The sequence below is a fragment of the Kitasatospora sp. NPDC056076 genome (assembly GCF_042266305.1).
Taxonomy (GTDB): Bacteria; Actinomycetota; Actinomycetes; order Streptomycetales; family Streptomycetaceae; genus Kitasatospora.
Window position 1 is genome coordinate 12,627 of record NZ_JBHJWG010000062.1, and the last position, 23,388, is coordinate 36,014.

The following is a 23,388-nucleotide window of genomic DNA, read 5'->3' on the forward strand; positions in this document are numbered from 1 at the left end:
TTGGGGGCGGGGGGGGGGGGGGGCCCCGCCGGGGCCCGGCCCGGGCGCGGGGGGGGCCGTCGAGGGGGGTCGTCGGGTCAGGCGTGCTTGACCAGGAGGAGCCGGTGCATGGGGGTGTCGAGCAGGGCGACGCGGCGCAGCCCGGCGTCGGCGAGCCACTGGTCGTAGTCCTGGACGGTGAAGGCGTCGCCGCCGCCGGTGGCGAGCATGGAGGCGGCGAAGAGGCGGAAGAAGCGGTTCTGGGTGTTCCCGTCGGTGCTGTCCTCGTCGACGATGTGGTCGGCGATGGCGATGACGCCGTCCTCGGTGAGGGACTTGGCGGAGCGGAGGAGGAGTTCGCGGGCCGACTCGGGGGTCTGGAGGTGGAAGATGTTGACGAAGAGGGCGACGTCGACGCCGGTGCCCCAGTCGTCGGACCAGAAGTCGGCGATCTCCGGGTTGAAGCGGTCGGCGACACCGAGGCGGTGGGCCTGGGCGTTGGCGATCGGGACGATCCGCTCGGCGTCCAGGGCCCGGGCGTTGAGGCCGCTGAACTCCTGGAGCAGCAGCTGGCTGTAGATGCCGGTGCCGCAGCCGACGTCGAGCAGGGTGCGGCCGGCGCCGTCGGTCCAGCCCTGCTCGCGCAGGGCGTCGGCGAGGGTGGCGGCGATCGGCGGGGCCCAGAAGTTGATGCCGCGGACGAGGGAGGTGTAGTCCTCCTCGGAGATCTGGTTGAGCTGCTGCGAGCCCTCGGAGTTGCGGGCGCCGGAGCGGACGTTGCCGGCCAGGTTGCGCCAGGCGCCCCAGGCGACGTTGCGGTCGTGCCGGATCTTGCCGACCAGGCTGTACAGGCCCTCGGGGGCGAAGACGTCGTGCATCTCCGGTGGCAGGGTGTAGACGGCCTGGCCGTCCGCCGCGCGGCTGCGCTCGACCACGTCGTAGGCGGCCAGGCCGTCCAGCAGGACGCGGGTGGCGCGCAGGTCGGTGCCGAGCCGGCTGGAGAGCTCCCCGGCGGTGGCCGGGGCGGCGATCAGGGCGGTGAAGGCGCCGAGGTCGTGGGCGGCCTCGATGACGCCGGTGGCCCAGATGCCGATGAGGTGCTCGTACATCCGGTGGGCGGCGTTGACGCCGGTGCCGCGGCCGGGGAGCAGCTCGGTGTCGACGAGCGGGGTGTGGTTGTCGAAGGTGCGCACGGCGGGGATGGTCATGGTCGTTTCTCCTAGTCGAGGTGGACGGTGCGTCTGGTGCGTCTGGTCACAGGACGATTCCGCCGTCGATCTGCAGGACCGAACCGGTGAGGTAGGCGGACTGGGGGCCCGCCAGGAAGGCGACCGATTCGGCCACCTCGTCCGCCGTGCCGAAGCGGCCGAGCGGGATGTGCTTGAGGGCGTCGGTGCGTTGGGCGTCGGTGAGCACCGAGGTCATGTCGGTCTCGATCATGCCGGGGGCGACCGCGTTGACCCGGACCCCGTAGCGGCCGACCTCCTTGGCCAGCGCCCGGGTGAGCGCGATGATCCCGGCCTTGGAGGCCGCGTAGTTGCTCTGGCCGGGGTTGCCGTAGACGCCGGAGACGGAGCTGAGGGTGATGATCGAGCCGGCGCGGCGCTTGACCATCGGGAAGGCCACCGCGCGGCAGAGGTTCGCGGTGCCGGTCAGGTTGGTGTCGGTGACGGACCGCCAGTCGTCGTCGGACATCAGGAGGAGCGGCTTGTCGCGGGTGATTCCGGCACTCGCGACGGCGACGGTGATCGGGCCGAGCTCCTCCTCGGTGCGGGTGACCCAGGCGCGGACGGCGGCGGCGTCGGTGACGTCGACCTTCTCGGCCAGGACGGCGACGCCGAGGGCGTCGAGCTCCTTGGCCAGGACGTCGGCGGCCTGCCGGTCGGACTGGTAGCAGAAGCTGATCGGGTGCCCCTCGGCGGCGAGCCGCAGGGCGGCGGCCTTGCCGATGCCGCGGGAGCCGCCGCTGATCAGGACGGTGCCGGGAGTGCTCATCGGTCACCGCCGGTGAGGCGCAGGACGGCGCAGGCGGCCAGGCCCTGGTGGTCGAGCGAGGCGATCACGGCGAGGCGGCCGGCGGCCGCGGGATCCTGCTCGGCCAGGGACAGGACGGTGGTGAGGGAGAAGACGGTCGCGGCGGAACCGGTGTCGCCGAGCAGGTCGGGGACCCGGTCGACGGCCTCGGAGCCGACCAGCTCGGCGAGCCGGTCGCGGGCCGGCTGCCCGGTGACGGCCGCGGCCCAGACCTGGTCGGCGGTCGCGTCGGCCTGGGCGAGGGCGTCGAGGACGGTGGCGGCCAGGGCCGCCTGCGGGTCGTCGTCGACGTCCAACCGGACGTCCAGGGCCAGCAGTTCGGCCAGCACCCGGCGGCCGGGCGGCAGGGTCCGCCCGGTCTCCACCAGCAGGACGGCACTGCCCTCGCCGCTGGGCCGGTCGCTCTCCCCGGCCAGCCACTCGCGGGTCTCGGACTGCTCCTCCACCGCGCCGACCAGGGCGCGTTCGGCGCGGCCGGCCGCCAGCAGGCGGCGGGCGTAGCCGAGGGCGAGCAGGCCGCCCGCGGCGCCGCCGGCCAGGGTGGTGTTGGGGCCCTTGAGGTCGAAGCGGATGGCGGTGGCCGCGGCCGGGCCGTTCATCAGCACGTTCGGCATCAGCTGGGCGGGCACGTCGTAGGGTTTGTCGCCCTCGAAGGAGGCCCGGCTGAACCCGGCGGCGCTGTGGGCGCTGCCGAGGGTGGTGCCGAGGACGAGGGCGGTGCCGCCGCCGGTGGCGATCGGGCTCTGCGCGGCCTCGGCCTCGCCGAGCAGTTCGCGGACGGCGGTGACGGCCAGGCCGGTGGCCCGGTCGAAGGTGCGGGTGCCGGCCTTGCCGAGCACCTTGCGGGTCTCGAAGTCCGGTACCTGGTGGGCCGGTTCCCCCCGGCCGACCCCGGCCGCGAACGCGTCGCGGCCGAGGCCGAAGGGGGAGACCGCGGACCATGCGGTGATCAGCGGCCGGTCCCGATGGATCGTGGTCGAGCTCGTGCGCTCGCTCATCGGCTGGGCTCCTCCTCGTGGCGCCCCAGGACGACGGAGGCGTTGTTGCCGCCGAAGGCCAGTCCGTTGTTGACCACCACCCGGAGGTCCGCGGGGACGGAGTGGTTGGGCACGCAGTCGATCTGGCACTGGGGGTCGGTGGTGCGGTGGTTGACGGTGGGCGGGACGAAGCCGTGGGCCAGCGCGAGCGCCGAGGCGGCCGCGCCGAGCGCGCTCGCCGCGCCCATCGAGTGGCCGAGCATCGCCTTGAGGGCGACGGTGCGCGGCGGGGTGTCGCCGAAGACCTCGCGGATCGCGCGGGTCTCGGTGATGTCGTTGGTGGGGGTGCCGGTGCCGTGGGCGGAGACCAGGTCCACCTCGGCCGCCTTGACCCCGGCGTCGTTGAGCGCCAGTTCCATGCAGCGGGCGACGCTCGACTGGTCGGGGGCGGTGGGGTGGTGGGCGTCGCAGTTGAGCCCGTAGCCGAGCAGCTCGGCGTAGATCCGGGCGCCGCGGCGCCGGGCCGAGTCGAGGGTCTCCAGGACGAGGACCCCCGCGCCCTCGGCCGTGAGGAGCCCCTCGCGGTCGGCGTCGAACGGACGGCAGTAGTCGGAGGAGACCAGGCCGAGCCGGCTGAACCCGGCGAAGGTGCGGCGGCAGATCGCGTCCGCGCCGCCGACGACGGCGATGTCCGCCTCGCCGGTGCGCACGGCGTCGAAGCCGTCGCCGATCGCGTAGTTCCCGGCCGCGCAGGCGGTGCCGAGGACGGCCGGGACGACCCGCGGGAGCCGCAGCTCCCGGGCGATCGCCAGGGCCAGCTGGTGGGCCGGCAGGCGGCCGGCCACCAGCTGGTCGACCGGGTGCTCCGGCCCGTTGGCGACCGACTCCGCGATCAGCTTGTCCAGCTCGGGCGCCTCGCCGTCGGTGGTGCCGATGGTGATCTGGGCGCGGAGCCCGGCGAGCTCCTGCTCGTCGAGCCCGGCGTCCCGGACGGCCATCCGGGCCGCCGCGACGGCGAACTGGGTGGCGCGGCCGAGCTCCTCGACCGGGAGGCGGTGGATCCACTGCTCCGGCTCGAAGCCGTTGACCTCGTGGCCGGAGGTGCGCAGGAACCCGTCGGTGTCGAAGCTGGTGATCGGACCGGCACCGCAGCGGCCCTCGCGCAGGGCCGAGGTGAAGTCCTCGACCCCGTTGCCGATGCTCGACAGGACGCCGATGCCGGTCACCACCACGCGCTGCGGCGCGGTCATCGGGCGGTCGCCCGGGACAGGACCTCCAGCACGGCGCCCAGGTTGACCATGTTGGGCAGCTCCTCCTGCGGGATGGTGACGTGGAACTCCTTCTCCAGACGGGCGAGCACCTCGATGGCGTTCAGCGAGTCGGCGCCGTAGTGGTCGATGAAGTGGTCGGTGAGGGTCAGTTCGTCCAGCTCCAGGTCGAGGCAGTCGGCGACGATCTCGCGGACCTTGGACTCGTCGATGGCGACGGTGCTCATGGGGTGCTCCTCAGGTGGTGTCGGATCGGTGGTGCTCTGGTCGGGCGGTGGTGCTCTGGTCGGGCTTGTCTTCTGGTCGGGCGGTGTTCGGGGGTCAGGCGGTGGCGTCGATCAGGCTCTGCGGGCGCAGGTCGGTCCAGGTGCGCTCGATGTGGTCCAGCGCCTCCTGCCGGGTGCTCGCGCCCTTGACGGTCCGCCAGCCGGCCGGGACCTCGGCGAAGGCGGGCCAGAGGCTGTGCTGGTTCTCGTGGTTGGCGAGGACGAGGAAGGTGCCTTGCTCGTCGTCGAACGGGTTGCTCATGATTTCTCGGTCCTTTCGGAAATCCCGGAAATCGTCCGGTTCTCGGGCGCAGTGCCCCCGGGATGGAATTTCCGGGGCGGCCACCGGTATTTCGGTGCGGTGTTTCAGGATTCCTTGCGGAGGACGGCGGAGAGGGTTTTTCCGATGGATTCGGCCGGCGCCGGTTCGAGCATCGAGTCGTGGTCGCTGTCGACCGGGTGCCGGAGGATCCGGCCGGTCACGTGGGCCTGCCAGGACTCCTCGTCCGGGTCGCCCGGGGCCCGGCCCCGGGTGGCCGCGAACAGGAGGAGGTCCCCCTGGAAGCGGCCGGGGCGGTGGGCCTCGCCCAGTGCGCTGTGGGTGCGGATCACCCCGAGCAGTCGGACCAGCTCGGTCTCGTCCAGCTCCGCGAGCGCGTTGCCGGCCTCGGCCAGGCGCCGGCGTGCGGTGCCGGGGTCGAGCGGTCCGTCGCCGGGGAGGCCGGCCCGTTCGAGCAGTTCGGCGAGGACGGCCCGGTCGTCCGGCAGCTCCTCGGCCGGCGCGCCGGTCCCGGGGTAGCCGTCCAGGTCGGCGAGCAGTTCGACCTGCTCGCCGCGGGCCTGCAGCTGGACCGCGATCTCGTGGGCGACGAGCCCTCCGAACGACCAGCCGAGAATACGATAGGGCCCCGCCGGCTGGATTTCCAGCATTTCGCCGAGATATTTTCCGGCGATTTCCCGGACGGACTCCGGGGTCTTTTCCGGGGAGCGTACCCCACCGGTCTGGAAAGCGTACACGGGAATGTCCGTGTCAATTTCCGCGGCGAGCGTCAGGAAAGGCCAGCCGAGCCCGACCGCGCCGTGCACGCAGAACAGCGGGCGGCTGCCGCCGGTCGGCCGGACGGCCAGGACGGGCGCGAACGGGTCCTCGGGCGCACCGGTGCCGTCGGCCGTGCCGGTCACCAGGGCCAGGCCGGCCACGGTGCGGTGGGCGAAGACGTCGGCGGGGGTGAGCGAGAGCCCGGCCGCGCGGGCGCGGCTGACCAGTTGGATCGATTTCAGGCTGTCGCCGCCCAGCTCGAAGAAGCCGTCCTCGGCCCCGACCCGGTCCAGGCCGAGCACCTCGGCGAAGACCCGGGCGAGGGCGCGTTCGACCGGTCCGTCGGGCGCGCGGCCGTCCGAGCGGGCCACCGCCCGGTCGTCGGCCGCGGGCGCGGGCAGCGCCTTGCGGTCCACCTTGCCGTTCGGGGTGAGCGGCAGGGCGTCCAGCTGGACGTAGGCGGCCGGGAGCATGTACTCCGGCAGCACGGCGGCCAAGTGGGTCCTCAGCGCCGCTGGTTCGGGCCGTTCCGGGCCGGCCGGCACCACGTGGGCGACCAGCCGGCGGACACCGGGCGGGTCCTCCCGGTCGGTCACCGAGGCCCGTTCGACCAGCGGATGGTCCGTCAGCACGGCCTCGATCTCGCCGAGTTCGATCCGGAAGCCGCGGATCTTCACCTGGTGGTCGACCCGGCCGAGGTAGTCGAGCGAGCCGTCCGGCCGCCAGCGGGCGAGGTCCCCGGTGCGGTACATCCGGGAGCCGGGCGGGCCGTACGGGTCGGCGGTGAAGCGTTCGGCGGTCAGGCCGGGGCGGTCCAGGTAGCCGCGGGCGAGGCCGGTGCCGGCCAGGTACAGCTCGCCGACCACCCCCGGTGGTACCGGGCGCAGCGCGGCGTCCAGCAGCCGGGCCTGGTTGCCGGCCAGCGCGCGGCCGATCGGCGGGGTGCCGGTGTGGTCGGGCGGCAGGTCGACGCCGAGCGAGTAGATCGTGGTCTCGGTCGGGCCGTACAGGTTGCTGACCTTCGCCGCGGCGCCGGTCAGCGCGGCGGCCAGGGCCGGGCTGAGGGCCTCGCCGCCGGTGAGCACGTGCACCCGGGCGAGCGATTCGGGCCGGGCGGTGACCAGGGCGTGCCACAGCGTCGGGGTGGCCTGCATGACGTCCGCCCCGGTGGCCAGGGCGAGGTCGGCGAGCAGCTCCGGGTCGCGGACGGTGTCGTGCGGGGCGAGCACCAGCCGGGCGCCGCCGAGCAGCGGGCCGAACAGTTCCAGGTTGGCGATGTCGAACCCGAAGGTGGTGACCGCCAGCAGGGTCCGTCCGGGGGCCAGGGCGACCCGTTCGGTGAGGTCCAGCAGGTGGTTGACCAGGGCGCCGCGCGGCACCACGACGCCCTTGGGGCGGCCGGTGGAGCCCGAGGTGTAGATGACGTACCCGCCGTGCTCGGGCCGTACCGGGCCGGCCAGTTCGGCCGGGCGCAGGTGCTCGGAGGGCTGCTCGTCGACCCGGGCGCGGGTGGCCGGGTCGTCCAGCAGCAGCAGCCGGCCGGCCTCCAGGCCGGGGACGGCGGCGGCCACCTCGGCGGTGCTGAGGGTCAGCACCGGCTGGGCGTCCTTGAGCATCCCGGCGATCCGGTCGGCCGGGTAGGAGGGGTCGATCGGCAGGTAGACGGCGCCGCTCTTGACCGTCGCGAGCGCGGCGACCACCAGGTCGACCGAGCGCGGCAGCGCGATCGCCACCAGCCGGTCCGGCTCCGCGCCCTGGGCGACCAGGGTGCGGGCGAGCCGGTTGGCCCGCCGGTGCAGCTCGGCGAAGTCGAGCTCCAGGCCGGCGAATTCGAGCGCGACCGCGTCCGGGTGGGCGTCCGCAGTGGCCTCCAGCAGGGCGGCCAGCGGCTGGCCGTCGCCGCGGGCGGCGGCGCCGTCGCCGAGGGCGAGCAGCTCCTCCCGCTCGCCGGGCAGCAGCACCGGGGCGGTGCCGATCGGCTTGTCCGGCCGGTCGACCAGCACGCCCAGCAGGTGCACCAGCCGGTCGGCCAGCCGCTGGGCGCCGGCCGCGCCGAACAGGTCGGTGCTGTACTCCAGCCGCCCTTCCAGGCCGCCGGGGCCGTCCGGGCCGCTGAGCTCCGCGAGTTCGAAGCAGAGGTCGAGCCGGGCCACGCCGAGCTCGGCCGCGCCCGCCTCGGCGGTGACGCCGGGCAGCTCCAGCCGGGCGGCGGCGTTGTTGTGCAGGGCCAGCAGGGTCTGGAACAGCGGGTTGCGGCCGTGGGCGCGCTCGGGGCCGAGGGCGTCGACCAGCTTCTCGAACGGCAGGTCCTGGTGGGCGTAGGCGGCCAGGTCGACGGCCTTCACCCGGTCCAGCAGTTCGCGGAAGGTCGGGTCGCCGGACAGGTCGGTGCGCAGCACCAGGGTGTTGACGAACATGCCGACCAGGTCGTCCAGGGCGTCGTCGGTGCGGCCCGCGATCGGGGTGCCGAGCGGGATGTCCTCGCCCGCGCCGAGCTTGCCGTACAGCGTGGCCAGCGCGGCCTGGAGCACCATGAACAGGCTCGCCCCGCTCTGCCGGGCCAGGGCGAGGGCCCGGTGGTGCAGTGCGGCGGGGACGGCGAAGCGGACGGCGGCGCCGCGGTAGCCGGCGGTGACCCGGCGGGCGCTCTCCACCGGCAGCTGGAGCTCCTCCGGCAGCCCGGCCAACTGCTCCTTCCAGTAGGTGGTCTGGCGGGTGAGGAGGGACTCCTCGTCGTCCTCCGCGCCGAGCAGTTCGCACTGCCAGAGCGCGTAGTCGGCGTACTGCACCGGCAGCGGCGTCCAGGCGGGCGCGCGGCCGGCCAGCCGGGCGGCGTAGGCGGTGGAGAGGTCGCGGGCGAGCGGCCCGTTGGACCAGCCGTCCCCGGCGATGTGGTGGATCACCACGACCAGCAGGTGGTCCTCGGGGCCGGCCGCGAGCAGGGTGGCCCGGATCGGTGGCCGGTGCGCCAGGTCGAAGGTTCCGGTGGCGAACTCCGCTGCTGCCTCGGTGAGTTCGGCCTCGGACCGGTCGCCGGGGGGCAGCTCGCGGACGGGCAGCTCGACGGCGGCCCGCTCGACCGGGAGGACCAGCTGGTACGGCAGGCCGTCGCGGTCCGGGAAGACGGTGCGCAGGCTCTCGTGCCGGCCGACCACGTCGGTCAGCGCGGCGGCCAGCGCGGCGCGGTCCAGCGGGCCGCGCAGCCGCAGCGTCCACGGCAGGTTGTAGGTGGCGGAGGGGCCCTCCAGCCGGTCCAGGAACCAGAGCCGCTGCTGGGCGTACGACAGCGGCAGCCGGTCCGGGCGGGCCCCGGCGGTCAGCGCGGGGCGGACGGCGTCCTGGGTGAGCCGGCCGGCCAGGGCGGCCACGGTGGGCGCCTCGAAGACGGTGCGCAGCGCCAGTTCGGCGCCGAGCAGCGTACGCACCCGGCTGACCAGCCGGGTGGCCAGCAGCGAGTGGCCGCCGAGCTGGAAGAAGTCCTCGTCGATGCCGACCGCGGGCCGGTCGAGCACCTCGGCGAAGGCGGCGCAGAGCACCTCCTCCTGCGGGGTGCGCGGGCCGCGGCCGGTCGCGGCGCTGAGGTCGACCTCGGGCAGCGCCTTGCGGTCCACCTTGCCGTTGGGGGTCAGCGGCAGGGCGTCCAGCACCACCAGGGCGGAGGGCACCATGTACTCGGGCAGCAGCGCGGCGGCCGCGGCCCGGCAGCGGGCCGGGTCGACCGGGCCGGTCAGGTAGCCGACCAGCCGGGCGTCGCCGGCCCCGCCGCGGCGGACCACCACCACGGCGTCGCCGACCTGCTCGATCGAGCGCAGCGCGGCCTCGACCTCGCCGGGCTCGATCCGGTGGCCGCGGATCTTGACCTGGTGGTCGACCCGCTCCAGGAACTCCAGCTGGCCGTCCGGCCGCCGGATCACCCGGTCGCCGGTGCGGTACATCCGGGCGCCCGGCAGCGGGCTGAACGGGTCGGCGACGAACACCGCGGCGGTGCGGCCGGGCTGGTCGAGGTAGCCGCGGCCGACGCCGCGCCCGCCCACGTACAGCTCCCCGGGGACGCCGTCCGGGACGGGGCGCAGCGCGTCGTCCAGGACGTACAGTCCGGTGCCGCGCACGGCGCGGCCGATCGGGGCGCGCACCGAGTCCAGCTCGGCCGGGGAGCCGATCACGGCGTGGGTGACGTCGTCCGAGCACTCGGTCGGCCCGTACGCGTTGACCAGCGGGATCGCCGGGTAGCGGGCGAACCAGCGGTGCGCCAGGTCGGCGGGCAGCGCCTCGCCGGTGACGACCAGCTTGCGCAGCCCGTCCAGGACGGGCGGCTCGGCGCCGTCGTCCCAGCTGTCCAGGGCGGTACGCAGCAGCGAGGGGACGACCTCCAGCACGGTGACGCCCTCGGGGGCGACCAGGCCGAACAGGGCCTGCGGGTCGGCGGCGAGGTCGCGGCCGGTGACCCGCAGCCGCCCGCCGACGACCAGCGCGGCGAGCATCTGCCAGACCGAGATGTCGAAGGTGACCGGGGCGTTGTGGACCAGCACGGTGTCCCCGTCCAGCTCCAGGTCGGCGACCTTGGCGAGCAGGTGGTTGACCATGCCCGCCCGGTGCACCATGGCGCCCTTGGGGCGGCCGGTGGAGCCCGAGGTGAAGATGACGTACGCCAGGTCGTCGCCGGCCCCGCGCGGGGCGGGCAGCCGCTTGGCGGTCCTGGTGCCGGTGGCGAGGGCCGTGATGTCCAGCACCGGGACGTCCAGGCCGGCCGCGGCCAGCAGTTCGGCGGCCGCGGCGTGCTCGTCGGGGCCGACCAGCAGGGCGCCGATCCGGGCCTCGGCGGCCAGCACGGCGGCGCGCGCGACCGGCGCGGCGACGTCCAGCGGCAGCCAGGCCGCGCCCGCGCCGAGCACGCCGAGGACGGCGGTGACGAAGCCGCAGCCGGGCGGGGCCAGCACCCCGACCGGTCCGGTCGCGGCGCCCGCCCGGGCCAGGGCCCGGGACACGGCGCCGGCCCGGGTGGCCAGTTCGCGGTAGCCGAGCCGCTCGGTGCCGTCGGCGACGGCGACGGCGTCCGGGCGGGTCCGGGCGAACCGCTGCACCCGTGCCACCACGTCCGTCCACGGGTCGGTCTCGGCCGGCTCCGGGGCGGGGACGGCGAGCCGGGCGCGCTCGCCGGGCAGCAGCAGGTCCAGCCGCCCGAGCGGGCGGTCCGGCTCGGCCTGGGCGGTGCGCAGCACGTGCAGCAGCCGCTCGGCGACGAGGGCGGCCTCGGCCGGGGTGAACCGGGCGGTGTCGTAGCCGATCTGGAGGCGCAGCCGCTCGCCGGGCAGGGCCATCAGGCTGAGCGGGTAGTGGTTGGCGTCACCGGCCCGGAGGCCGGTCAGCCGCAGTCCGGCGACCTCGCCGGCCAGCGCCTGCGGGTCGAGCGGGTAGTTCTCGAAGACCAGCACGCTGTCGAAGAGGTCGCCGACCCCGGCGTTGCGCTGGATGGTGTCGAGGCCGAGGTGCTGGTGCGGGAGCAGCAGCGACTGGCGGTCCTGGAGCGCGGACAGCAGCTCGGTGAAGCTCTGCGCCGGGTCGAGGTCGACCCGGACCGGCAGGGTGTTGATGAACAGGCCGACCATGCCCTCGACGCCGGGCAGCTCCGGCGGGCGGCCGGAGACGGTGCCGCCGAAGACGATGTCGCGCAGCCCGGTGAGGGTGCCCAGCACGGTCGCCCAGGCGCCCTGCACCACGGTGTTGACGGTCAACCCGCGGGTGCGGGCCCAGCCGGTGAGCGCGGCGAACTCCGGCGCGTCCAGCTCGACGGCGTGCTCGCCGGGCATGCCGGGCCGGCCGGGCTCGGCAGCGGCCGTGCCGGACAGCCGGGTGGGCTCGGTGAAGCCCTCCAGCGCGGCCGTCCAGGCCGCCTCGGCCGCCGCCCGGTCCTGCCGGGCCAGGTGGGCCAGGTAGGACTTGTACGGGGCGGGGCGGGGCAGTGAGACGCCGCCGTCGGCGTAGCAGGCGAACAGTTCGCGCACCACGACCGGCATGGACCAGCCGTCGAACAGGATCTGGTGGGAGGTCAGCACCAGCCGGTGCTCGCGCTCGCCCAGCCGCAGCAGGCTGAACCGCAGCAGCGGCGGGCGGGCCAGGTCGAAGGGGCGCAGCCGGTCGGCTTCGGCGAGTTCCTCGGCTGTTGCTCGCCCGCTCGCCTCCGGGCGCTCGGACCCGGTGCCGACACTCCTCGCTCCGGCACTCCCTCCTCCGTCGGTCGCCCGTCGCTCGTCGCTCTCGGCACCGGCGCGCCCTTCGGCTCGGGGCGGGGCCGAGGAGGGCAGGCCGCGCAGGTCGACCTCGCGCCAGTCCAGCGCGACCTCGCGCGGTACGACCTGGACCGGGTCGCCGTTCTTGCGGTAGCGGAATGCGGCCCGCAGGTTGGGGTGCCGCTCCAGCAGGGCGGTGACCGCCCCGCGCAGCCGGGCCGGGTCCAGGTCGCCGGCCAGGTCCAGCACCAACTGCACGGTGTAGACGTCGAGTTCCTCGCGGTGGTACTGCGCGTGGAACATCAGTCCTTCCTGCAGCGGTGCCACCGGCAGGATGTCGCTCAGATTGGAGCTCCGTCCGGGGCGTCGCCCGGTGCGGGGCTCGGCCGAGGCCGTGGTCACAGCTCGTCCCCCCAGTCGTCCATCTCGTCCTCGAATTCGTCGATCTCGTCCTGGCTGAGTGCCACCAGGTCGAGGTCGGACGGCGTCCAGCCGCCCGCGCCGGGTTCCCGGGTGTGTCGCACCAGGGCCCGCAGGGCGGTGAACCAGCCGTCGGCCACGGCCTCGGCGTCGGCCTGCGCCAGGGCCCGGCCGGCCCAGGTCCAGCGGGCGTTCAGCCGCGGTCCGTCCGCGCCGTCCTCGGTCACCGCGTTGACGTCCAGGACGTGCGGCAGCGGCATCCCCGGGTCGGACCCGGCGGCCAGTGCGGCGGACCGCTCGGTCAGCGACCAGTCCTCGTCGGTGGGCGCGGGCAGGCGGCCCAGGTAGTTGAAGCCGAGCTGCGGCCGGGCGGCGCCGGACAGTTCCGCGGTGCCGGCTCCGTCCGGGCCGTGCTCGGCCAGGTACCGCAGCAGGCCCCAGCCGAGCCCGTGCCCGGGCACCATCCGCAGGTGCTCCTTGACCAGCTTGAGGCTGTGTCCGGCGGCCGGACCGCCGGCCAGCGCCTCCGCCAGGTCCACCGGGCCCGGGTCGAGCCGCAGCGGGTAGGCGGTGGTGAACCAGCCGACCGTGCGGGACAGGTCCACGCCGGGGGCGAACTCCTCGCGCCCGTGGCCCTCCAGCTCCACCGGGACGGCGCCCTCGGGCCGTCCGGTGCGCCGCCGCCAGTCGGCGACGGCCAGTGCCAGGGCGGTCAGCAGCACGTCGTTCACCTCGGCGTGGAACGCCCCGGTGACCTCGGTGAGCAGCGCCGCCGTGGTGTCGGTGTCCAGGACGCGGTGCAGCGTCCGGGCGGTGGCGACGGTGTCCACCGCCGGGTCGGCGGCCCGGTGGCCGAGCGGGGCCTGCCCGCCGGCCGACTCGGCGCGCCACCAGTCGAGTTGGGCGCGCAGCTCGGGCGTGCCCGCGGTCCGCTCCAGCAGCGCGGACCAGTGCCGCAGCGAGGTGCCGACCGGCTGCAGCCGGACCGGCTCGCCGGCCCGTACGGCCGCGTGGGCGCGGGCCAGGTCGGGCAGCAGCACCCGCCAGGACACCCCGTCGACCACCAGGTGGTGCAGGGTGAGCAGCAGCTCGCCGCCGGCCGGGTGCCAGAGCGCCCGGACCATCCCGCCCTCGTACGGCGCCAGCCGCTCGCGGTTGGCGACCGCCTCGGCGGGCCAGTCGGCGGCCGGGCCGTCCAGGACGGACAGTAACGTGCCCGCGTCGACCGTGCCGGGCTCGCCGATCAGCAGCGACCAGTCCGGCAGCAGCCGCATCCGCAGCCCGTCGTGGTGGTCCAGCAGGGCCTGGAGGGCCCCGGTGAGCGACTCCCGGGTGGCGTCGGCCGGGGTGCGGACCAGTACGGCCTGGTGGAAGCCGTCCACCGGTCCGCCGAGTTCGCGCAGCCAGTGCCCGATCGGCAGCTGGCCCAGCGGGCCGACGCCGTCCTCGGTGCCGACCGTGGCGACCGCCTCCGGGCCCTCGCCGTCGCGGGCCACCACGGCCAGCGCCGCCGGGGTCCGGTGGGTGAAGACGTCCTGCGCGGTGACCACCAGCCCGGCAGCGCGGGCCCGGCTGACCAGCTGGATGGAGACGATGCTGTCGCCGCCCAGGTCGAAGAACCCGTCGTCGGCGCCGACCTCGGGCAGTCCGAGCACCTCGGCGAAGACCGCGCAGAACGCGGCCTCCCGGGCGCCGGCCGGGGCCCGGCCGGTGGAGGCGGAGGCGTAGTCGGGCGCGGGCAGTGCCCGGCGGTCCAGCTTGCCGTTGCCGGTCAGCGGCAGGGTCTCCAGCGGGACGAACGCGGAGGGCACCAGGTAGTCGGGCAGTTCCGCGGCGAGCGCGGCCCGCAGCTCGCCGACCGGCAGGCCGGCCGGGGTCACGTAGGCGACCAGCCGCTTGTCGCCGGGGCGGTCCTCGCGGACGATCGCGGCGGCCTGCTCGACGCCGGGCCGCGCGAGCAGCGCGGTCTCGATCTCGCCGAGCTCGATCCGGAAGCCGCGCAGCTTGACCTGCTCGTCGACCCGGCCGACGTAGTCCAGCTGGCCGTCGGCCGTCCAGCGGACCAGGTCCCCGGTGCGGTACATCCGGTCGTTCGGGTCGCCGTACGCGCCGGCGTACGGGTCGGCGGTGAAGCGCTGGGCGGTGAGCTCGGGCCGGTGCAGGTAGCCCAGGGCCACCCCGGCGCCGGCCACGTACAGCTCGCCGATCACGCCCGGCGGGACCGGCCGCAGGGCCTCGTCCAGCACGTACACCCGGGCGCCGGCCAGCGGTCGGCCGATCGGCGGCTTGACCGCGCCGGCCAGCGGCTCGCTGACGGTGGCGCAGACCGTGGTCTCGGTCGGGCCGTACGCGTTGAGCATCCGCCGGCCCGCGGACCAGCGCTCGACCAGCTCGGGCGGGCAGGCCTCGCCGGCCGTGATCAGGGTCAGCCCCTCGGGCATCGGCAGCCGGGCGGGCCAGGCGGCGAGCACCGTCGGCGGCAGGCAGACCACCTCGATGCCGGCCGCCCTGACCAGCTCGGCGAGCGGCTCGCCGGGCGCCCGGTCGGCCTCCGCGGCCAGCACCAGGACGGCGCCGTTCAGCAGCGCGGTGAGCAGCTCCCAGGCCGCGGCGTCGAAGCTGAACGAGGCGAACTGGAGCAGCCGGGTGCCCTCGCCGACGCCGAAGCGGTCGTGCTCGGCGGCCAGCGCGGCCACCGCCCGGTGCGGCACCAGCACGCCCTTGGGGCGGCCGGTGGAGCCCGAGGTGTAGATCACGTACGCCGGGTGGTCCGGCCCCAGCGGGGTGGTCCGTTCGGCGTCCGTCGGGTCGTGCGCGGGGGCGGCGGCGATCGCGGCGGCGGTCGCCGGGTCGTCCAGCAGCAGCAGCGGTGCGTCCTGCCGCTCCGGCAGCCGTCCGGCCACCGAGCCGTGGCCGATGACGGCCAGCGGGGCGGAGTCGGTCAGCAGGTAGGCGATCCGCTCGCGCGGGTACGCCGGGTCGACCGGCAGGTAGGCCGCACCCGTCTTGAGGACCGCGAGCACCGCGACGACCGCGTCGACCGTGCGCGGCAGCGCCAGGGCGACGATCCGTCCGGGGCCCGCGCCCAGGGCGATCAGGTGGTGGGCGAGCCGGTTGGCGCGCTCGTTGAGCTCCCCGTAGCCGACCTCGGCGCGTACGGCGCCGTCCTCGAACCAGCGCAGCGCGGGCCGGGCGGGCGCGCGGTGCGCCCGCTCCTGGAACAGCGCCGGGAGCTGGACCGCGCCGACGGTGGTCGGGGCGGCGGCCCCGCTCCAGGAGCCGAGCAGCCGCTCGCGCTCCTCGGGCAGCAGGGCGTCCACGCCGCTCAGCGGCCGGTCGGGCGCGCCGGCCAGCAGGCCGAGCAGGTGGGTCAGGCGGTCCGCCAGGCCCCGGGCCGTCCGCTCGGTGAACAGGTCGGTGCTGTACTCCAGGGTGCCGGTGAGGCCGTCCGGCTCGCCGGCGGCGCCGTGCCGCTCGACCAGCTCGAAGGCCAGGTCGAACTTGGCGGTGCCGTTGCCGACCGGGCTGACCTCGGCGGTGATCCCGGGCAGCTCGGGGCGGGCCCCGGCGTTGTTCTGGAAGGCGAGCATCACCTGGAAGAGCGGCTGGCGGGCCAGCGAGCGCCCGGCGCCGAGCCGGTCGACCAGCTTCTCGAAGGGCACGTCCTGGTGGGCCAGGGCGGCCAGCACGGTCTCCCGGGCCCGGCCGACCAGCTCGCGGAAGGTCGGGTCGCCGGACAGGTCGGTGCGCAGCACCAGGGTGTTGACGAAGAAGCCGACCAGGTCGTCCAGGGCGTCGTCGGTGCGTCCGGCGACCGGGGTGCCGAGCGGGATGTCGGTGCCGGCGCCGAGCTTGCCGAGCAGGACGGCCAGGGCCGCCTGCACCACCATGAACGGGCTGGCGCCGGTGGACCGGGCCAGTTCGGCCAGGGCGCGGTGCGCCCCGGCGTCCAGCCGCAGCGGCACGGTGGCGCCCCGGTAGCTGGGCACGGCCGGCCGCGGGAAGTCCGCCGGCAGTGCCAGCTCCTCCGGGAGCTCGGCCAGCTGGGTTGCCCAGTAGTCGAGCTGACGGTTCATCAGGCTCGTCGGGTCGTCCTGCTCGCCGAGCAGGCGGCGCTGCCAGAGGGTGTAGTCCGCGTACTGGACGGGCAGTTCGGCCCAGGCCGGGGTACGCCCGGCCAGCCGGGCGCGGTAGGCGGTCTGCAGGCCCTCGACCAGCGGGCGCACCGACCAGCCGTCGGCCGCGATGTGGTGCTGCACCAGCAGCAGCACGTGCTCCTGGACGCCGGTCTCGAACAGCACCGCGCGCAGCGGCGGTTCGACGGCCAGGTCGAAGGGCGCGCCGGCCCGGGCGGCCAGTTCGGCGTCCAGCTCCTCGGCCGGGCGGCCGGTGAACGGCACCACGGGCAGCTCGGGGCAGGCCTCGCCGACCGGCAGCACCAGCTGGTGCGGGCGGCCGTCCTCGGCGGGGAAGACGGTGCGCAGGCTCTCGTGCCGGGCGACCACGTCGGCCAGGGCCTCGGCGAGCGCCGCCCGCTCCAGCGGGCCGGTCAGCCGGACCGCGTGGGACAGGTGGTAGGTGGCGCCGGCCGCGTCCAACTGGCTGAGGAACCAGAGCCGTTGCTGCCCGGGGGAGAGCGGGATCCGCTCCGGCCGGGGGCCGGCGGTGAGCTCCTCCCGGGCCGGCGCGGCGCCGTCCAGGGCCAGGGCCAGCGCGGCCGGGGTGGGCGCCTCGAACAGGGTGCGGATCGGCAGTTCGACGCCGAGCCGGGCACGCAGCCCGGTGACCACCCGGCCGGCCAGCAGCGAGTGCCCGCCGAGCGCGAAGAAGTCCTCGTCGGCGCCGACCCCGTCCAGCTCCAGCACCTCGGCGAACAGCGCGCACAGCAGCGCCTCGCGCTCGGTGGCCGGGGCCCGCCGCTCGCCGCGCAGCGCCCCGAAGTCCGGGACGGGCAGGGCCTTGCGGTCCACCTTGCCGTTGGGGGTCAGCGGCAGCGCCGCCAGCGGCACCAGCGCCGCCGGGACCATGTAGTCGGGCAGCACCCGGGCGAGTTCGGCGCGGACGGCGGCCGGGTCGGCGCCGCCGGTCAGGTGGGCGACCAGCCGGGTGCCGCCGGAGGGGTCGCGGGCGACGGTGACCACCGCGTCGGCGACGCCGGGGACGGCGCGCAGCGCGGCCTCGACCTCGCCGGGCTCGATCCGGTGGCCGCGGATCTTGACCTGGTGGTCGACCCGCTCCAGGAACTCCAGCTGGCCGTCGCCGCGGTGCACCACCCGGTCGCCGGTGCGGTACATCCGGGAGCCGGGCGCGGCCGCGTACGGGTCGGCGACGAAGGCCCCGGCGGTGCGCCGGGGGTCGTTCAGGTAGCCGCGGCCGACGCCGCGCCCGCCCACGTACAGTTCGCCGGGCTGGCCGGCCGGGACGGGCTGGAGCGAGTCGCCGAGCACGTAGAGCCGGGTGTCGCGGACCGGGCGGCCGATCGGGGCGCGCACCGAGTCCAGCTCCGCGGGGGAGCCGATCAGGGCGTGGGTGACGTCGTCCGAGCACTCGGTCGGCCCGAAGGCGTTGACCAGCGGGATGCCGGGACGCAGCGCGAACCAGCGGCGGGCCAGGTCGGCGGGCATCGCCTCGCCGGTGACCACCAGCCGGCGCAGCGCGGACAGCGCGGGCAGCGGGGCGCCGGCCTCCCAGGAGTCCAGGGCGGCGCGCAGCAGGGAGGGAACGACCTCCAGCACGGTGACGCCCTCGGCGTCGGCGAGCGCGAACAGGGCGCCGGGGTCGGCGGCGAGCTCGCGGGAGACCACCCGCAGCCGGCCGCCGGCGACCAGCGGGCTGAGCATCTGCCAGACCGAGATGTCGAAGGTGACCGGGGCGTTGTGCACCACGGTGTCGGCCTCGGACAGCTCCAGGTCGGCGTGCTTGGCGAGCAGGTGGTTGACCATGCCGTCGCGGTGCACCATGGCGCCCTTGGGCCGGCCGGTGGAGCCCGAGGTGTAGATGACGTAGGCCAGTTCGGCGGGGCCGCCGGCGGGTGCCAGCAGGTCCGCGTCCCGGGCGTCGTCGAGGGCGAGGACGGCGGGCCGCTCCGGCAGGGCGCCGAGCAGGGTGTCGGCGTACGGCCGCTGGTCCTCGCCGTGCAGCAGGACGGTGGCGCCCGCGGCCTCGACCAGCGCCGCGCCGCGGGCGGCCGGGGCCTGGACGTCCAGCGGGAGCCAGGCCGCGCCGGCGCCGAGCACGCCGAGGACGGCGGTGACGAAGCCGGTGCCGGGGGCGGCGGCGATCGCCACCAGCCGGTCCGGTCCGGCCCCGGCGGCGAGCAGCCGGCGGGAGAGGGCGCTGGCCCGGGCGACCAGCTCGGCGTAGTCGAGCCGGCCGGCGTCGTCCTGGACGGCGACGGCGCCGGGACGGGCCTGGGCGAGGGCGCGGATCCGGGGCAGCACGTCGGTGAACACCTCGGGCTGCTGCCGGTAGCTGTTCCACTCGACCAGGACGCGCTCGCGCTCGGCGGCGGGCAGCGCGGTGATCCGGCCGACCGGCAGCGCGGTGGAGACGGTGGCGAACGCCTCCAGGTACCCGAGCAGGGCGTCCCGGAAGAGGTCGAGGCGCTCCTGGGGGTAGCGGTCGGCGTCACCGTCGACGCGCAGCTCGCAGCCGTCCTCGCCGCTGTCCAGGAACAGGATCTGGAGGTCCGGGACGGGGCCGGTGGACAGGTTGCGGACCAGGGCGCGGCAGTCGCCGAGGGCGAACTCGCCACCGGTCTGCAGCACGTTGACGGTGGGGCCGAAGGTGCGGCCGGCGTCGCCGGTGAGTCCGAGCTCGCGGCGGATCGCGTCGTGCCGGTGGCGCTGGTGGCGCAGCGTGCCGCGCAGAGCCGTGGCGACCTGGGTGAGCAGGCCGTCGCGGCCGAGCGCGGGGTGGGCGGTGAGCGGCAGCGGCAGGAAGTTGGCGCGCATGCCGGGGACGGACTGGGCGAGCGGGGTGGTGCGGGCGGCGACCGGGAGGGTGAGCACGACCCGGTCGGTGCCGCAGAGTTGGGCGAGGCAGCCGGCGGTGGCGCCGATCAGCAGGGTCTGCCAGGTGACCCGCTCGGCCCAGGCGGTGTCCTGCAGCCTGGTGACGGTGGCGGCGGGGATCAGGCCGGTGCTGCGCAGGGTGTCGCGGGCGGGCGAGCCGAGGTGGCCGGAGAGCACGGTGGGTTCGATGCCGTCGGCCAGCCGCTCGGTCCAGTAGGCGCGGTCGCGCTGGTGGGCGGGGGAGGCGAGGTAGTCGCGCTCCTCGGCGAGCAGTTCGGCGAGGGTCGGGTCGAGGGCGGGTTCGGCGTCGGGCAGGTCGTACTCGGCGGCGAGCCGGCGGTAGACCAGGGCGCGGCTGAACCCGTCGACCAGGATGTGGTTGGCCCGGACGTACAGCCAGGCCAGTTCGGGGCCGATCAGGACGAGGGTGGCGGCGAAGGCGTCGGGGCCGAGGGTGGACTGACGGTGTCCCTCGGACTCCAGAAACGTTTCGGCAGCCGCGAGCGGGTCGGCCTCGCCGATCAGGTCGAGCACCGGGAGGGGGCGCTCCCGGGGCGGCTCGACGATCTGCACCGGCAGGCCGTCGCGCTCGGCGAAGCGCACCCGCAGGCACTCGGTGCGGTTCAGCACACGCTGCCAGGCGGCCCGCAGCCGCTCGTGGTCCAGCGGGCCGGTCAGCTCCAGGAGGTCCGCCATGGTGAACACCGGGTTGCCCGGGTCGAGCTGCTGGGCGAACCACATCTCGCGCTGGGCGTCGGACAGCGGCAGTTCTCCGGGCCGCCCCGGTTCAGGAAAATCGGAAAATGGCGCGGCATGACGCATCGTCATCTTACCCCCGTGGCAATGGCGTTGGGCGGCGTGAGGCGGTCGACGGCGTCAAGCGCGTCGGCCCCGTAGATGTCGCGCACCCAGGCGCTCTGGTAAATGGTGTCGAGGTATCGGTCGCCCAGGTCCGGCGAGACGGCGACGGCGACCACGTCCTGGCCGAGGCGGTGCTCCGCCAGCCAGGCGGCCGCTCCGCTGACCACCGTCCCGGTGGAACCGCCGAACAGGAAGCCGCCGCGGGCCAGTCGGTGGCAGGTGCGGACGGTGTCCAGTTCGGGCACGTGCACCACGTCGTCGACGAAGCTCTCGTCCAGCAGGGCCGGCCGGACGCCGGCGCCCAGGCCGGGGAGCATCCGCGGGCCGGGCTCGCCGCCGAAGGTGACCGAGCCGACGCTGTCCACCGCGACGATCCGGGTGTCCGGCCGGTGCTCCTTGAAGTAGCGGGCGCAGCCCATCAGCGTGCCGGTGGTCCCGGCGCCGATGAACAGCAGGTCCAGGTCCGGGAACTGGCGGTGGATCGAGGGCGCGGTGGTGCGGTAGTGGGCGCGCCAGTTGTCCGGGTTGGCGTGCTGGTTGAGCCAGACGTACCGCGGCGAGGAGGAGCACAGCTCGCGGACGAAGTCCAGTCGGGCACCGAGGAAGCCGGTCTCCGGCGACGGCTCGGTGATCATGTGGACTTTGCCGCCGAGTGTTTCGATGAGCTGACGGGTGGACAGGTTCGTCCGTGGGTCGACGACGCAGATGAACTGGTAGCCCCGGACGGAGGCGATCATGCTCAGCGCCATCCCCAGGTTCCCCGAGGAGGACTCCACCAGGACGGAGTCCCGGTTCAGCCGGCCGTCCCGCTCGGCCGCGTCGACCATGCTGAGGGCCGCCTTGAGCTTGACGGAGCCGGCGAAGTTGAAGCCCTCGCACTTGAGGTACAGCGGGTAGTCGAACATCGCCCGGAGGTCGACGAAGAGTTCGTCCTCGTTGAACTCCTGCGGCGTTCTGATGATGGGCATCGCCCGTTCCCCTTCGGTGTCAGGAGAGTGACGGGACGTCAGTCCCAGATGATGTCGTCGCCGTGCGCGGAGCCGGCGCCCGGGCCGGCCGGGCCGGTGGCGGTGCGGGCGGTGGTGGCGGTGGTGCTGGTCATGGTGAACCCCCGGTGGCGATGGAGCCGCGGGCCGTGGAATCGGCGGCGGCGGGAACGACGTGGGCGGATGGGTGTGCTGCTGGGCCCGGTCCCCGTGCCGGACCGCCGGGAGGTCAGTCCCAGATGATGTCGTCGCCGTGCACGGAGCCGGTGCCCTTGGCGACCGGGGCGTGGGCGACCGGGGAGTCCCAGATGATGTCGTCGCCGTGCACGGAGGCGGAGGCGGTGGTCACGCGGACCGGGGCGGCCTTGGCGGCCGGGCCGTCCCAGATGATGTCGTCGCCGTGCACGGAGCCGGTGCCCTTGGCGACCGGGGCGGCCACCGAGGTGGCGGCGCCGGCGACCGGCGCGGTGAGGGCGGCGCCGGCGACCAGCAGGCCGAGGACGGCGGCGGTGCGGGCGGCGACAATGGTGATGCTGCTCATGGTGAACCCCCGGTGGCAATGGAGCCGCGGGCCGTTAAATCGGCGGCGGCGAGACAGACGAAACGGATGAGTGCTGTGCCTGGTTCAATTCCCGCGGTGAATGACCGCGCGGGACCGGCTCTCGAATCCTGCGGGAGGGGGTTCCGGCCCCCTTCGGCATGACCAAGTCTGTCTCGCACACACGTTCCGTGCCACAGTTCTCCATGTCAGGGTCCTGCCCTGGCAGCACCCTGCAGAGCGCCCGCCCCGCGGGTCACTCCTCCAACAACGGCAGCCGGTCGTCGCTGAATTCGGTCGCCAGCCGCCATCCGCGCAGTTCAGGCGCGTCCCGCAGGCAACGGCGGGTGATCCGGTGAGCAGCGGAATCCGACTCTCCGGATTTCGGGGGACCGAGAAAGAAGACCAGATCGGCACCGAGGGGGTCGATCTCGACGTAAACGTGCTCCAGTCCGTCGGCCGGCTCGGCGGCGTTCCGGAGCAGTTCGACGAGTTTGTCGGGCGTGACCTGTTCCGGTTCGACGATACCCCGAACCAGACGTCCGACAGTGATATACATGTCAAATCCTCTCGTGGGTGGACCCGCTCGAAGTCCGCAGGAAAGGGCCTGGGCCCGAACGGTGGGTGGTTGTGGGCAGGGTGTCGTAGCATGCCCCCGAGATCCGGCAATGACGTGGCGTCATCAGGTTCGCAATATCGGGGGGCAGGCGGTGCTGTCAGTGTTAGGACTGGATCCCGACGCCGAGGCCGTGTACCGGACGGTGCTGGCCAGGCCTGAACTCGGAATCCCAGGAGTGGCACAGGACCTCGACTGGCCCGAACAGCGGGTCCGGGACGCCCTGGACGGACTGGCCCGGCTCACCCTGATCAGGCACTCCGAGCTGGAGCCCGGACACCTCCTCCTGGTCAACCCCGAGGTCAGCCTGGCCATGCTGATCGGCCGCCAGGAGGTCGAACTCGCCGAGCGGCAGCGCCAGATAGCGCACAGCCGGCTGGAGGCGGCCAAGCTGGTCGCCCAGTACGCCGAGAGTCGTAAGGGCGAACGGGGCCTGGGCGTCGAGCAGTTGGAGGGCGTCGACCAGATCCGGCTCCGGCTGGAGGAGCTCTCGCACTCCTGCGCCAGCGAGATCATGGGCTTCGCGACCGGCGGCGGACAGTCGCCGGCCGCCCGAAGAGCCGGCCAGGTCGCCGACCAGGAGGTCTTCGACCGGGGCGTGCAGATGCGCAGCATCTACCTGGAGAGCGCCGCCAACGACGGCGGCACCATCGCCCACCTGGAGTGGCTCACCGAGCGGGGCGCCCGGGTGCGGATAGCGCCGTCGCTGCCGATGCGCCTGGTGATCTTCGACCGCAAGGTCGCGGTCGTCCCGACCGATCCGGACGACACCAGCGTGGGGGCCCTGGTGCTGTCCGGTCCGGGACTGGTCTCCGCGCTCTGCGCGCTGTTCGAGTACGTCTGGGAGAACGCCGCCCCGTACGGGAAGGCCCCGGCCAAGGGGGCCGAGGGCCTCAACCCGCAGGCGATGGCCGTGCTCAGCCTGCTCGCCCAGGGCCACACCGACGAGGTGGTGGCCCGCAAGCTCGGCGTCTCGGTGCGCACCTCGCGCCGGATCACCGCGGAACTGATGGCCTGGCTCGGCGGCCGGAGCCGCTTCCAGGCCGGGGTGATCGCCGGCGAGCGCGGCCTGCTCCAGGGCGGCGCGCCGCCGCGCGAGGGCGACTGAGGGCAGCTGCCCGGCGGCGCGCGGACGCGGCCGGCCGGTTCGCACGGGACGACTGC

General features: G+C 74.9%; 12 protein-coding genes. 1 reads left to right on the plus strand and 11 read right to left on the minus strand.

From position 1 onward, the window contains the following. Nucleotides 1–77: 77 nt before the first annotated feature. From ACFC1T_RS34545 to ACFC1T_RS34595, 11 genes are all read right to left on the minus strand, one after another. Nucleotides 78–1,187, minus strand: a complete 1,110-nt coding sequence (locus ACFC1T_RS34545) for a methyltransferase (protein ID WP_375895624.1) — start codon at nucleotides 1,185–1,187, stop codon at nucleotides 78–80. A gap of 46 nt (nucleotides 1,188–1,233) precedes the next feature. Continuing rightward, on the minus strand, nucleotides 1,234–1,974 hold the full coding sequence (gene fabG, locus ACFC1T_RS34550) for a 3-oxoacyl-ACP reductase FabG (protein WP_375895627.1): 741 nt from the start codon (nucleotides 1,972–1,974) through the stop codon (nucleotides 1,234–1,236). After that, nucleotides 1,971–3,011: a beta-ketoacyl synthase N-terminal-like domain-containing protein gene (locus ACFC1T_RS34555; protein WP_375895630.1), complete on the minus strand. Its 1,041-nt coding sequence runs from the start codon at nucleotides 3,009–3,011 to the stop codon at nucleotides 1,971–1,973. The genes fabG and ACFC1T_RS34555 overlap by 4 nt, the downstream gene beginning before the upstream one ends. Beyond that, nucleotides 3,008–4,240 carry a beta-ketoacyl-[acyl-carrier-protein] synthase family protein gene (locus ACFC1T_RS34560; RefSeq protein WP_375895632.1) on the minus strand — a complete coding sequence of 411 codons (1,233 nt, stop codon included), beginning with the start codon at nucleotides 4,238–4,240 and terminating at the stop codon, nucleotides 3,008–3,010. The genes ACFC1T_RS34555 and ACFC1T_RS34560 overlap by 4 nt, the downstream gene beginning before the upstream one ends. Next, complete coding sequence (locus ACFC1T_RS34565) at nucleotides 4,237–4,485, minus strand: acyl carrier protein (protein WP_375895633.1); 249 nt, start codon at nucleotides 4,483–4,485, stop codon at nucleotides 4,237–4,239. Before ACFC1T_RS34565 ends, ACFC1T_RS34560 begins: the two co-directional genes overlap by 4 nt. A 94-nt stretch (nucleotides 4,486–4,579) precedes the next feature. Continuing rightward, nucleotides 4,580–4,786 carry an MbtH family protein gene (locus ACFC1T_RS34570; RefSeq protein ID WP_030289532.1) on the minus strand — a complete coding sequence of 69 codons (207 nt, stop codon included), beginning with the start codon at nucleotides 4,784–4,786 and terminating at the stop codon, nucleotides 4,580–4,582. Nucleotides 4,787–4,890: 104 nt separating this feature from the next. After that, a complete protein-coding gene (locus tag ACFC1T_RS34575; protein ID WP_375895636.1) occupies nucleotides 4,891–12,192 on the minus strand; it encodes an amino acid adenylation domain-containing protein in 7,302 nt (2,433 codons plus the stop codon). Then, complete coding sequence (locus ACFC1T_RS34580) at nucleotides 12,189–20,051, minus strand: amino acid adenylation domain-containing protein (RefSeq protein ID WP_375895639.1); 7,863 nt, start codon at nucleotides 20,049–20,051, stop codon at nucleotides 12,189–12,191. Before ACFC1T_RS34580 ends, ACFC1T_RS34575 begins: the two co-directional genes overlap by 4 nt. Then, complete coding sequence (sbnA, locus tag ACFC1T_RS34585) at nucleotides 20,048–21,052, minus strand: 2,3-diaminopropionate biosynthesis protein SbnA (RefSeq protein WP_375895641.1); 1,005 nt, start codon at nucleotides 21,050–21,052, stop codon at nucleotides 20,048–20,050. Before sbnA ends, ACFC1T_RS34580 begins: the two co-directional genes overlap by 4 nt. Before the next feature lie 247 nt (nucleotides 21,053–21,299). Beyond that, nucleotides 21,300–21,611: a hypothetical protein gene (locus ACFC1T_RS34590; protein ID WP_375895643.1), complete on the minus strand. Its 312-nt coding sequence runs from the start codon at nucleotides 21,609–21,611 to the stop codon at nucleotides 21,300–21,302. A gap of 253 nt (nucleotides 21,612–21,864) precedes the next feature. Next, nucleotides 21,865–22,167: a hypothetical protein gene (locus ACFC1T_RS34595; protein ID WP_375895646.1), complete on the minus strand. Its 303-nt coding sequence runs from the start codon at nucleotides 22,165–22,167 to the stop codon at nucleotides 21,865–21,867. A gap of 235 nt (nucleotides 22,168–22,402) precedes the next feature. Here ACFC1T_RS34595 and ACFC1T_RS34600 point away from each other — a divergent pair, with 235 nt between their 5' ends. Beyond that, entirely contained in the window at nucleotides 22,403–23,332 is a 930-nt protein-coding gene (locus ACFC1T_RS34600) for a LuxR family transcriptional regulator (RefSeq protein ID WP_375895648.1), read from the plus strand. The last annotated feature ends 56 nt before the right edge of the window (nucleotides 23,333–23,388 follow it).